The organism is Pseudonocardia sp. T1-2H, assembly GCF_038039215.1.
Lineage (GTDB): Bacteria > Actinomycetota > Actinomycetes > Mycobacteriales > Pseudonocardiaceae > Pseudonocardia.
Window position 1 is genome coordinate 5,066,477 of the sequence record NZ_JBBPCL010000001.1, and the last position, 11,651, is coordinate 5,078,127.

The 11,651-nt window shown below is 69.5% G+C and carries 10 protein-coding genes; 2 read left to right on the forward strand and 8 right to left on the reverse strand.

Features of this window, described 5'->3' with window-relative positions; genetic code table 11:
• Window positions 1-92: 92 nt before the first annotated feature.
• Genes glnT through WBK50_RS25000 form a run of 4 tightly spaced genes read right to left on the reverse strand, consistent with a single transcriptional unit; the run spans window position 93 to window position 4,266 of the window.
• The gene (glnT, locus tag WBK50_RS24985; protein ID WP_341337943.1) at window positions 93-1,445 is read right to left on the reverse strand and encodes a type III glutamate--ammonia ligase; all 1,353 of its coding nucleotides are present in this window, start codon (window positions 1,443-1,445) and stop codon (window positions 93-95) included.
• A gap of 32 nt (window positions 1,446-1,477) precedes the next feature.
• Window positions 1,478-2,911, reverse strand: coding sequence for an FMN-binding glutamate synthase family protein (locus tag WBK50_RS24990; RefSeq protein ID WP_341337944.1), 1,434 nt, complete (start codon window positions 2,909-2,911; stop codon window positions 1,478-1,480).
• Window positions 2,912-2,914: 3 nt separating this feature from the next.
• Complete coding sequence (locus WBK50_RS24995) at window positions 2,915-3,598, reverse strand: GltB/FmdC/FwdC-like GXGXG domain-containing protein (RefSeq protein WP_341337945.1); 684 nt, start codon at window positions 3,596-3,598, stop codon at window positions 2,915-2,917.
• Window positions 3,586-4,266, reverse strand: coding sequence for a glutamine amidotransferase (locus tag WBK50_RS25000; protein WP_341337946.1), 681 nt, complete (start codon window positions 4,264-4,266; stop codon window positions 3,586-3,588). The genes WBK50_RS24995 and WBK50_RS25000 overlap by 13 nt, the downstream gene beginning before the upstream one ends.
• 197 nt (window positions 4,267-4,463) lie before the next feature.
• On the opposite strand from WBK50_RS25000, the gene WBK50_RS25005 reads away from it, so the two are divergent.
• On the forward strand, window positions 4,464-5,186 hold the full coding sequence (locus WBK50_RS25005) for a FadR/GntR family transcriptional regulator (RefSeq protein ID WP_341337947.1): 723 nt from the start codon (window positions 4,464-4,466) through the stop codon (window positions 5,184-5,186).
• Here the strand turns inward: WBK50_RS25005 and WBK50_RS25010 are convergent.
• The 4 genes from WBK50_RS25010 to WBK50_RS25025 form a co-directional block, all read right to left on the reverse strand.
• Entirely contained in the window at window positions 5,169-6,008 is an 840-nt protein-coding gene (locus WBK50_RS25010) for a hypothetical protein (protein WP_341337948.1), read from the reverse strand. The two genes, WBK50_RS25005 and WBK50_RS25010, sit on opposite strands and share 18 nt — an antisense overlap.
• An 8-nt stretch (window positions 6,009-6,016) precedes the next feature.
• Window positions 6,017-6,889: a hypothetical protein gene (locus tag WBK50_RS25015; protein WP_341337949.1), complete on the reverse strand. Its 873-nt coding sequence runs from the start codon at window positions 6,887-6,889 to the stop codon at window positions 6,017-6,019.
• 195 nt (window positions 6,890-7,084) lie between these two features.
• Window positions 7,085-9,514 carry a N,N-dimethylformamidase beta subunit family domain-containing protein gene (locus tag WBK50_RS25020; RefSeq protein ID WP_341337950.1) on the reverse strand — a complete coding sequence of 810 codons (2,430 nt, stop codon included), beginning with the start codon at window positions 9,512-9,514 and terminating at the stop codon, window positions 7,085-7,087.
• 41 nt (window positions 9,515-9,555) lie between these two features.
• Complete coding sequence (locus WBK50_RS25025; protein ID WP_341337951.1) at window positions 9,556-10,005, reverse strand: hypothetical protein; 450 nt, start codon at window positions 10,003-10,005, stop codon at window positions 9,556-9,558.
• Between the two features lie 365 nt (window positions 10,006-10,370).
• Here WBK50_RS25025 and WBK50_RS25030 point away from each other — a divergent pair, with 365 nt between their 5' ends.
• Entirely contained in the window at window positions 10,371-11,639 is a 1,269-nt protein-coding gene (locus WBK50_RS25030; RefSeq protein WP_341337952.1) for a PucR family transcriptional regulator, read from the forward strand.
• The last annotated feature ends 12 nt before the right edge of the window (window positions 11,640-11,651 follow it).

Here is an 11,651-nt window from a genome sequence, read left to right on the forward strand (position 1 = left end):
CGCCTCGGTGCCGGTTACGGGCGGCCCACCGTCTCCTCGCGCCGTTGGTCGACCTGCTCACCTCTGGTTCCCCAGTCCTCTGGACGCCCGGCTCACATGAGCGTGAGATAGCGGTCGGTCTCCCACTCGGACACGGTGGCGTGGTAGGCGTCGAACTCGGCGTGCTTGACGTCGGCGTAGTAGTCGATGAAGTCGCCACCGGGCACTCTCCCCAAGGCCGCGCGCAGGACGTGGTCGACGACCAGTTCGTCGAGTGCCCGGTCGAGGGTCTTCGGGAGGCGGACGATGCCCCGGCGGGCCACCTCCTCGATGCTGAGCGCGAACATGTTGTCGGTCACCTGCTCACCGGGGTCGAGTCCGCGGTCGATGCCGTCCAGACCGGCGGCGAGCAGCACCGCGGAGGCGAGATAGGGGTTCGCCGACCCGTCCACCCCGCGGTGCTCCACCCGGCCGGCATCGGGCACCCGGAGCATGAGGCTGCGGTTGTTGCCGCCGTAGGCCACATACGCCGGGGCCCACGTCGACCCGGACAGCGGTGCTCCCACCCCGATCCGCTTGTAGGAGTTCACCGTCGGGCAGACCACCCCGGCCATCGCCCGCCCGTGAGCCACCAACCCACCGATGTAGGAGTAGGCCGTCTTGGACAGCCCGAGCCGGTCGGTCTCGTCGCAGAACAGTGGCTGGCCTTCGAGCGTCCACAGGCTCTGGTGGACGTGCAGGCCGTTGCCGGTGACCGTGCTGATCGGCTTCGGCATGAACGTCGCGGTCATGCCGGCCTCGTGGGCGAGCATGTGCACCATGTAGCGGAAGAAGATCGTGCGGTCCGCGGTGGTAGCGGCGTCGGAGTAAACGAAGTTGTTCTCGAACTGGCCGTTGCCGTCCTCGTGGTCGTTGGCGTAGTTGCCCCAGCCGAGGCTGTTCATGTACCGGGACACCGTCGACAGGAAGTCCCACATCCGGGTCAGGCCCTTGACCTCGTAGCAGGGCTTCGTGGAGGAGTCCAGGGCATCCGCGGGCGCCAGCGTCCCGTCCGGGGCCCGCCGCAGCAGCGAGTACTCGGCCTCGACACCGGTCATGAACGTCCATCCACGGTCGGCGGCCAAGGTGGCGAGCAGGCGTTTGAGGATCACCCGTGGGGCGTAAGGCCACGGCTCGCCGTCGACGTACGGGTCGCAATGCAGGACGGCGACCCCGTCCTTCCACGGCACCGGTGTGTAGGACGCCGGGTCTGGCATGGCCACGATGTCGGGGTCCGCCGGGCTCTGGCCGATATCGCCCACGGCGAACCCGGCGAACCCGGCCCCCCCGTCCATGAGCAGGTCGAAGCTGGACATCGGCACGGCCTTCGCGCAGGGCTTGCCGTGCAGGTCGACGAACATGGCGAGGAAGAACTCGATCCCGTCCTCCGTCGCGCGTGCCCTCAAGTCCTCGCGCCCATCACCCATGGCAACTCCTTCGTCGATGGGATCGTCCGGCGTCACCGACGACCGGGTACCCAGTCCGTGCCGGCCAACGGGACACCGGCCATGGCGGCCGCTTCGATGGAGAGCGCCACCAGGTCCTCGGGCTCCAGGTTGTGCACATCGGACTTCCCGCACGCCCGGGCGAGTGCGGTCAGCTCCATCGTCACCGACTTCAGGTAGTTGACCACGCGCTGCGCACCCCACTCGGGGTTGAGCCGAGACTCCAGTTCGGGGTTCTGGGTGGCGATCCCCACCGGGCAGAGCCCGGTGTGCATGTGGTGGCAGTACCCGGGCTCCGTGCCCAGGGCCCAGTAGTCAGCTGTGGCATCGTGCTCGATGCCGTCGCGGACCCAGGTACGACTGTTGCAGCCCAGCGCGATCAGCGGAGCGACGCCCAGAGAGACGGCGGTTGCGCCCAGCGCGAGCGCCTTGGCGACGTCCGCACCGGTGCGGATGCCACCGGAGACGACGAGCTGCACCTCGTCCTCCACACCGAGCTCGTGCAACGCCTCGGACGCCTGACGCACGGCGGCGAGCGTCGGGATGCCGGCGTGCTCGATGAACACGTCCTGGGTGGCGCCGGTGCCGCCCTGCATCCCGTCGACCACGACCACGTCGGCGCCGGCGGCGACCGCCAGCTTGACGTCGTTGACGACCCGGGTGGCGCCGAGCTTGACGTAGACCGGCTTCTCCCAGGACGTGGCCTCGCGCAGCTCCTCGATCTTGATGCGCAGGTCGTCCGGGCCGACCCAGTCCGGGTGCCGGGACGCCGACCGCTGGTCGATGCCGGCGGGCAGGGTGCGCATCTCGGCCACCCGCTCGCTGACCTTTAGCCCGAGAAGCATCCCGCCGCCGCCCGGCTTGGCTCCCTGCCCGATCACGACCTCGATCGCGTCCGCGCGCTTCAGGTGCGCGGGGTTGAAGCCGTACCGCGACGGCAGGCACTGGTAGACGAGCAGGTGCGACGCCTGCCGCTCCTCCTCGGTCATCCCGCCGTCGCCGGTGGTCGTCGAGGTGCCGACGGCGGTGGCCGCCCGCCCGAGGGCGATCTTCGCCGACGCGGACAGCGCACCGAAGCTCATCCCCGCGATGGTGATCGGGATGTCGAGCTCGAGCGGCCGGCTGGCCCGCCGGATGCCGAGCACGGTGCGCGTCTCACACTTCTCCCGGTACCCCTCCATCGGGTACCGAGAGACCGACGCGGTCAGGAAGACCAGGTCGTCGAACGTCGGCAGGGCACGCTTGGAACCCCAGCCTCGGATCTCGTAGTGCCCTTCCTGGGCCATCCGCTGGATCTGCGCGATCGCCTCGGGCGGGAAGGTGTGGCTGTGCCGTCGCGCGTCCATCGGCAGGGCGGCGCCGTCGACCGTGTCCGGCCCACCGGACCTGTCGCGACCAGCGCCCGCGTGTGTGCCGGCGTGCGCCGTGGTGTGGCTGGCCTCGGTCATTCCTCAGTACCTCTGGCGAGACAGCGCGTCGAAGTTGTACAGCTGGCGGGCCGATGCCACGCGGGTGACGTTCGCCGGGTCGATGTGGTCGAAGCCTGCGCGATCGGCCAGCCGCTTGACCGTGAGCACGTCGTCGTCGGTGAGGTCCTCGACCCTGGCGTCCGAGCCCAGTGACGCGATCGACCCACCGACGTAGATCACCGTCTCGTAGAGCGAGTCACCCAGCGCATGGCCGGCGTTCCCGCCGACGAGCAGCACTCCGGCCTGGGCCATGAACCCGCTCATGTGCCCGACGTCCCCCCCGATCAGCACCGTGCCGCCCTTCAGCGAGATGCCGGCCCGGGACGAGGCGTCGCCCTCCACGACGACCGTGCCGCCGTGCGCCGAGGCGCCTGCGCATTCGGATGCGTTGCCTCGCACCCGCACGGTCCCGCTCATCAGGTTCTCCCCCACCGACCAGCCGACGAATCCGTCGACAATCACATCGGGCCCGTTGCAGAGCCCGCCGATGAAGTAGCCGGCGTTGCCCTCGATCTCCACCGCGATGCGGTTCTCCAGCCCGACGGCCAGGTTGTGCCGGCCCCACGGCGCCACGATCCGAGCGCTCGCACCGTCCGGCAGCCCAGCGAGCGCCGCGTTGATCTGACGGGTGGACATGCAGGTGCAGTCCAGGATCACCGCGACCACGTGTAGACCTCTTCCGGTACGGGCTCGAACACTCGCGCGTCTGCGATGCCGGGCAGTCCGGCCAGGGCGTGGTACTCCGAGGCGACCGCGACGTAGTCAGGTGACTCGGCGATCACGGCCGGCTTGCAGGCGAACGAGTCCCGCAGCACCGCGAATTGCGTGCCAGTGGTGACCAGCAGGGTGAAGAAGCCGTCCAGTTCCTTGAGGACCATGCGCATCGCGTCGGCCAGGTCCGCGCCACTGGCGACCTGGTAGCCGATGAATCGAGCGGCCACTTCGGTGTCGTTGTCGGTCGTGCATCTGATCCCGTACCGCTCCAACCGTCGCCGCACCGTGGCGTGGTTCGAGAACGAGCCGTTGTGCACCACCGCCATGTCCGGAAGCGGCGAGAACGGATGCGAGTGCTGCGCGGTCACTGCGGATTCGGTGGCCATCCGGGTGTGGCCGATGCCCTGGAACCCGGCCCGGTCGACGATGCCGTGCCGGGCGCAGATCTCCGCGGGGCTGCCGACGTCCTTGACGACCACCATCGTGTCGCCGTCGTGCAGCCCCACTCCCGCGCTGTCCGGCCCGCGGCTCGACATGCACACGAGCATCGGCACCAGTAGCTCCCCGAGGTGCGGATGCAGCTCGGCGTTCTTCAGGTGCAGCCCGACGATCCCGCACATCTGCCACACCTCCCTCTCGTCCCGCTGGATCCCGGACGGTCACCGCCCGCCGGTGGTGACACCATCCGCCGAGACCGCCGCCGGCTGGCTCGCGCACAGAGCGACTCAAGGTCCGGACTTAGGACCTTTCATAGGACTCCGGGCCAGCGCGTCTGTCAAGGCCGTCGATCCCACCAGGTGGGGTATAGCCTCGGAACATGGTCCGGGTGGTCACCGCACAGACGTTGACCCAGGCCGTGGCCGAGCACCTGCGAACCCTGATCCATCACGGTGAGGTCGGCCCCGGCGACCGGCTGCCCGCCGAGCGCGAGCTCGCCGAACAGCTCGGGGTCGCCCGGATCAGCGTGCGGGAAGCGATCAAGATCCTGCAGCAGCACGGCTATGTGACGGTCCGCCGAGGAGCGCTCGGCGGCACCTACGTCACCGAGCTGACCGAGCCGCTGGAGAAGTGGCGGATGCGGATGCGGACCCAGGCCGGCGAGTTCGACGATATGATCGACTTCCGAATCGCGCTGGAAACCGACGCGGCCCGCCTGGCCGCGATCCGCCGGGACCGCTCGGATCTGGCGACACTGCGGGCCGCCATCGCGAAGCTCGGCGAGGTCGACAGCGGCCACGCCGCGTTCCGGCTCGCCGACTCCCAGTTCCACCGCGGGCTGGCACGGGCGGCGCGCAACGTCCGACTCGAGACCGCCATCGAGTCCGCCCGAGGCGAGCTGTTCAGCCCCCACGACCTGCTCCCCTACGTCGACCCCGTCGACGAGTCCCGACGGGACCACCAACAGATCTACAACGCCGTCCGGGACGGGGACCCGGACGCCGCGGCCGGTGCGATGCGCGAGCACATCGAGCGCACCCGCCACCAGCTGCGGGAGATCGTGTTCGGATCCGAGGACGGACCGTTACCGGCCACAAGCTGACCCGGTTTCGCCGCGGCCCGGCCGCACCGCGGCGAGCAGCGCAGCGGTGCGCTGCGGGTCGGGCGTGAGGGAGCCGACGAGCGGTACCGGGCACGACGCGCGGCCGATGCCGATCAGCAGCCGTCCCGAGCCGCTGTCCGGAGCGACGATGCCGCGCGGCAGCTCCAGCAGCAGGTGGAGCGAGAGCCCGAACCGGTCGAGGTTCGGGAACGCCGTTCCTGGGCCGGGGCGCATGACGAAGCCGGGGCCGACGATGAACAGCCCGATCCCATCAGGTGTCAGCCGCGAGCATGCCTCGAGCAGCGCGACGTTGGCCGGATCCTCGGTCAGGACCAGGGGTCCGCCTGCCGTCTCGACCTGGGTTTGCCTGGGCTGCCACCGCCAGGGTGGGCAGCCGAGCACGACGTCGATCCCGGGCTCGAGCGTCGCCACGACGGCACGCGGGTCGTCCGTGCACCAGGCGATCCGGCCGGCCGGGGCAAGGAGTTCCGCGAGCCTGACGGTGCGATCGTCGGGCACCACGCCGATCGCACGCGCCGGCGAGAACACCTCCACCAGCGGCGGGAGCATCCAGCCCGCCGCCGCCCACAGGTCGACGACAACACGCGGTCGCACCGACCGCCCACACAGATATGCGCATAGGAACTCGGTGATGAAGCCGGGCGTGGCGAAGACCTCGGGCGTCCCCACCAGGGCGAAGAGCGCGTGCAGATCCTCGCGGGCGAGGGCGAGCTGCCGCGCCCGGGCCTGGCGGAGTACCGCGGCGGGCTCCACGCCCTTGTTGCTCGCTCCCGCGACGAGCTCGCGTAGCACGGGCTGCATCCGGCTCCCTAGTGCAGGCTCGACCGACCCGTTGGCGCCCCGTCGTCGGCAATGCGGCCACGGGCGTGCGCGTGGATCGGCGAGCTGCCGGCCGGCTGCACACTCCGCGAGCGGGCGCGCGCCTCTGCTGTGACCGCGCGCCACCCCGCCACCAGCGCGGCCGCAGCCTCATCGACCTCCGTGCCCTCGGCCGGGCCGTACGCGAACAGCGAAACCACGAGCGCCACCCCGTCCAGCTTCGTGGGCTTCACCACGACGGCGGCCGCGTGGTTGGGCAGCGCGGCGAGGACCACGTTCGGGAACCCCCGCCACAGTCGCACCCCGCTGCCGTCGTCCAGTCTGAGCGGCTCCCACGCGGCCGCCGCCCCGGCGCTCCACAGCTCGTCGTGGGTGGCGCCTGTGCTCGGCACGACGGTGCTGGTGGCCAGGCGCTCCTCCAGCCGCCCGCTCTCCGGCGACGCGCCCAGCGCCTCGAAGAGCGCGTCGCTCGCCAGCTTCCAGTTGCAGTCGAGCACGGCCCAGAACCGCGCGACGTGCCGGAGCCGCCCGAGAGGCTCGCGGCGCGCTGCCGCCGCCAGTGTGCCGAGCTGGTCGTCCAGCGACGGCAGTGGATCGGCGAGCGTCACGAAGATCAGCGGACCGGCCGTCCGCACCGGTACGTCGGCGAGCTTGAGCGGGTTGAACCCGATGAACTGACGCATCTCCCTGGTGGGCGCGCCGTCCTGCGCACGCAGGGCGTCGGTGTCGAGCGAGTGGGCGCAGGACACGTACGGGCAGTTCGTCTTGTGGCCGTGCCCGCATTGGGCGGGGATCGTCCAGCATGAGCCCTGCTGGAGCACGTTGAACCCGGCCCGCAGCCCGCCGTCGGGCCGGCGCTGCACGTGCAGCCCGTGATGCCCGACGGTGGCGGGCAGGAGATCCCCGGGGCGGGGAGCTGTTGCTCCACGCCGGCGCACGTCCACACGCGCGTCCAGATGTGCTCATCCTCCAGGGCGAGCTCGCGCAGGCCGGTCGGCGCCGGCGAGCCCGCCATCGGGAGTGCGGTGGCCGACATCGCAATGACCTCCGGCCCCGCCCTAGGAGCCCTTTTCCGCCAGCGCCTGGATGCGCCTGCGGTTGAACTCGGGGTCGTACGCCGCCCGACCGCGGTGCACGAAGGCGTCGGCCGGCACGGCCGGCAGCGGGCCGTCCATCGAGAATCGGTCGAGCACGTTCTTGGTCAGGCGGGAGATGTTGTTGTCGTAGTTGTTGTGCGACAGCGAGCCGCAGTAGGCGATCGAGCTGAACGCGAAGCACGCGCCCCCGTTGGGTGTCTCGTGGTAGGCGATGTCGCCGCGCACGCGCGGATGCTCGGTGCCGGTGAGCCCGGCCTGGTTGAAGCCGAAGTCCTCCATCACGAGCAGGTAGCCGTCGGTGTGGCGGCCTGCCGAGGTCGCGGTGAGCAGCGTGTGCGGCGGAGAGCCGAGCGTGGTGTCGACGATGTCCAGCTCGGTGCCGGCCGCGCCGCCGCCGACCAGGCCGAAGTCGCCGAGGCGTTCGTCGTAGCCGATGCCGTCGAACGCCCAGGACACCCGGGGGTCGTTCGACTCCGGGGTGCGCGAGAAGTACGAGCTGATGTCGAATCCCTCGCTCGACATGCCCGTACCGGCAACGGAGTGCAGGTAGCGGCCGACGTAACGCCACATTCCGCCCAACTGGCCGTTGGACTGGTGGTGGTACTCGCCCGGATCGGCTCGCCAGGTGCGGATGCCGGACTCGCAGCGACGCATCTCGGTGACCTCGCCGCGTCCGTAGGCCGGGTGGAAGGTGTGGATCCAGTAGAAGCCGTCGGCGCCCATGTACATGAAGCGCCCGCCGCGCTCCTTGTAGGCGTGGATCGCGTCGAGGTAGTTGGCGTCCTTGTGCTCGGGGTGGCTACCGGTGATGAGGACGTTGTAGTCCTCGATCCGCTCCAACCCGTCATAGCTGATGTCCTCGTCGGTGATGACGTCGAACTCGTACTGCATCTCCGTCAGCCAGTCGATGAGGTGCAGATCAGCGGGGAACTGCCACGGTGCCTGCGTGAGGAAGTGGTCGTACTTCGGGCGGAACGAGAGCACCGGCCGCAGCCGCGAGGATAGGCACACGCCGCTCGTATCGGTGTGGGTGTCGTAGATCGAGCTGCCGTACTCCCGGTGCTCGGCCAGGAACATGTTCTGGGCCTGCATGATCGGGATCCGGTACACGAGAAGCTCGGCGCCTGCGGCATTGGCCGCCAGGTGCTCGTTGGCGTACGCCATGTAGTCGATCGTCGACATGATCACGCCGATCTTGGCCGTGTTCACCCCGAGCGGCGGACGAACGAAGAACGGCACGTAGTCCTCGTCGCCCTCCTCGGAGGTGAGTTTGACCGCGTACACGGCGCTGCGCAGGTCGTTCGGGACCTGGAACTCGAAGTCGACGTCCCAGCGGGCGTCATCGAGGTCGTCGTCGTGGAAGTGGATCGCACCGTACTCCCGGGGAGCGTGCTGCCAGTTCGTCTCGACGCCGCGCCAGTTGTAACCGGTCATCGCCCGCGTCGGCAGGTTCACCACATCGCCGTGAAGCCGGTACGGCCCATGGTCGGTGGCCCGCCGAGTGGAGATGCCGTCGGAGAAGTCCCAGGAGGCCACCAGGCAGGTCGAGAGCTCGCCGGTCGGGCCCGGCCCACGACGCTCGTCGAACTCGGAGCGTGCGCCGTGCTTCATCGTCTCGATCTGTAGGCGGGTCAGGGCCCGGTTGCACAGGCGCGGGCTGTCGATCTTGCCGTTGTAGTCGCCACCGAAGATCACCCCGGGCACCGGCGACGAGCGCCCGAGCGGCCCAGGGTCGAGGCGGTCCACGTAGCCGGCCATGACCAGCGGCACGTCGGAGTGCTCGATCCTCGTGTTGAGCGTCGCCTCGGCGGGCTCGATCACCGGGTCGAGCGCGTAGCGGATCTGCGGCTCGTGGTAGAGCACCGCATTGCTCGACTCGGCGTCGAACGTCGCGGCGAGAAAGTGCCACGCGCGGTCGCGGATCGGCGCACCCGTGGTGAGCCGCTCACCGTTGATGCGCAGCTCCACCGCGCCGTCCTCGTTGAGGAAGAGGCCATAGCCACGGTTGTCCGACCACTTCGTGATCAGCCCCTGTGCCCCCGGCTTCCAGTAACCGTGAGGCTTCGTCGGCATCGTCGGCCAGACCCAGCACTGCAGCGTGAAGCTGTCCACCCGCAACGGGCGGCGGTCCGCGACGACCACGTGCGAGCCGCTGTGGATGACCTGCTGGCGACCGTCGTGGCGGCCGTTGAACGGCGCATCGAGCGGGACTTCCTTGAGCCCTGGGCCGGCGGGATTCGTATCCCCATGGATCAGCTTGACGAGCTGGGCATCGTATGCGGAAGGCCCGTCACAGTTGACGTGGAAGCCGATCGGGTCCCCCTGCTGCACGGACCATTTGTCGCCGTAGGCCGTGATTCGCATCCAGTCCCTACCGTTGGCGCTGGTCATGACTGCTCCAAAGAATGATTGTCAAAGCGCTCACCGGGCAGTCAGCTGACAGCCCAGTTGTCGTCGTGGCGCTTCCAGCCCTCGTGGAAGTCCTTCGGCATCCCGTCGGTCTCGGGGTACTGGTCCAGCCGCAACAGGAAGATGTCGTGCTGCGGCTCGTGCTCGTCGGTGTACACCTTGTCGTTCACCAATCGCGGCGGCTGGCCACGAACCCCGGTGAGCCGGCCGATCCGCCACTGCCGATCCGGCTCCGTGCAGATGACGACGTACTTGCCGCCGTAGGCGCCCGGCTGCATCGCGCGCATGCGAACGAGCACCTTGGCGAGATCCATGTACTCATGGATGCCGCCGTGCGGCTCGATCGCGCTACCAGGCCGCTCGGTGCGCAGAATCGAACACCCGGCGACGCCCTTCATGTGATCGATGCACACGCGGTGCTCGGCGATCATTCGCTCACGCGCCTCACTGCTGGGCGGCGGGATGGGGATCATCGAGGCCTCCCTCTGGTAGCGACCATTTCGCCAGACCATTTCGCCGTCGCGGGCTACTCCGCGCCGGTACTCGGGACGGGATGGGATGGGCTGTTGGAAGCTTCGCGCAAGCGGTATCCGCGTCCAAGGCGCCCGGTGCAGGCTGCACCGACCGTGCCCGCTTCCGATGACCGACGGCGGACGGAGGCACCGGCCGCGCCCGGTGCCGACGGGAGGCCCTGCCCACTCGGAGGCGCCCACTCGGAGGCCGGGCCACCCGTCTCCCGGGGTTCGGGTCACCCGGCTCGCTCATCGACGCTCCGCCCGGCCCGGGATAGTGTTGTCCAGCCGTTGCATGGCCCCAGGACCACGAGGGGACCGTTGATATGGCGGACACCACCTCGGACGACGTCATTCAGCGATGTGGCAGCCTCGTACGGCTTGCGTCAGCCTCCGACTCACCGGAGGGCCTGGTGGTCGCCGCGTCCCACGCACTCGGCCGACCACTGGTACTCCTCGACACCAGCGGTGCACCCCTCGTCGCGTCGCCACCGTCCCCCCGCCTCGATGCATCGCTCGGCGCGCTCACCGCCGCAGTGGCCGGAAGCGACACGACACCCACCGGATGGCACGTCCTTCCGATCAAGCACGAGGGCGAGCGCCTGGCCCTGCTCGCCGTGCGCACCGGCGGCATGCGGCAGGCGGAGTCGCACTGCATGCTCGACCTCGTCCTCTCCCTGCTGGGCGAGCAGTTTGTGCGAGCCGCCCTGACCAGCGCGATGCGTGGCGAGCGACGTACCTCGCTCCTTCGCCGGCTCGTCACCGACAAGTCGATCACGGCTGCGGACATTCGTGCGGAGGGGAGGGCCGCCGACCTGCAACTCGCCGACTACTACTGGCCAGCCCTGCTGGTGTGGACTGTCGGACATCCCGGACCGAGGACGCTTGCCGAGCTGCACGGCGAGGCGCAACACCTAGCCGGAACTTTCATGGTGACGCTCAGTAACACGACTATCACTCTGCTCATCCCCGCACGTCGCCCGGCCGAGCCCAGTCGGGAGACCGTGCACCACGAGCTGGGTCGGCTGGTGCGCCATGCGCGTGGCCTCGGGCATCGCGACGTTCACGCGATCGCCGACGAGTGGCCCGTCGGCGTGACACACATCCCAGCGCGCGTCAGCCGGCTCCAGCGGCTCCAACGCTATCTGACGCACACGTCCGGCGAGGCGCTCGTCCGCCGCGCGCGGTCGTTCGCGCTCAATTGCCTGCTGAGCGACGGACTCGACCAGCAGCGCGCCGAGGATTTTATCCGCTGGCGCCTTTGCCGGCTGCTGCGTTACGACCTCGACCACGGAACCGATTTGGCGAAAGTGCTCGAGTTGGCCCTCGACTTCCCGCGGCGTGACGATGCAGCCCACGCCAGCTACATGCACCGCAACACGTTCCGTCGGCACCTGGCTCAGGCACTCGAACTCGTCGACACAGATCTCAAGGATCCCGACGACCGGCTCACGCTCCACGTGGCCCTCAAGCTGCGGAGAGTTCTTGAGGTGCCGCCGCAGGGGACCGACGTCGGGGACCACCGAGGGAGGGACCAGTGCCCGGCTGACGCCGCAACGCCCGCGCCGCATGGCGGAAGCGGGTCTCCCGGCTGAGCTACCGATCCC

Coding starts and splice junctions, on each gene's coding strand:
- glnT (WP_341337943.1), bottom strand. CDS start 1,445: ATGGGTGATGGGCGCGAGGACTTGAGGGCACGCGCGACGGAGGACGGG.
- WBK50_RS24990 (WP_341337944.1), bottom strand. CDS start 2,911: ATGACCGAGGCCAGCCACACCACGGCGCACGCCGGCACACACGCGGGC.
- WBK50_RS25000 (WP_341337946.1), bottom strand. CDS start 4,266: ATGTGCGGGATCGTCGGGCTGCACCTGAAGAACGCCGAGCTGCATCCG.
- WBK50_RS25005 (WP_341337947.1), top strand. CDS start 4,464: ATGGTCCGGGTGGTCACCGCACAGACGTTGACCCAGGCCGTGGCCGAG.
- WBK50_RS25010 (WP_341337948.1), bottom strand. CDS start 6,008: ATGCAGCCCGTGCTACGCGAGCTCGTCGCGGGAGCGAGCAACAAGGGC.
- WBK50_RS25020 (WP_341337950.1), bottom strand. CDS start 9,514: ATGACCAGCGCCAACGGTAGGGACTGGATGCGAATCACGGCCTACGGC.
- WBK50_RS25025 (WP_341337951.1), bottom strand. CDS start 10,005: ATGATCCCCATCCCGCCGCCCAGCAGTGAGGCGCGTGAGCGAATGATC.
- WBK50_RS25030 (WP_341337952.1), top strand. CDS start 10,371: ATGGCGGACACCACCTCGGACGACGTCATTCAGCGATGTGGCAGCCTC.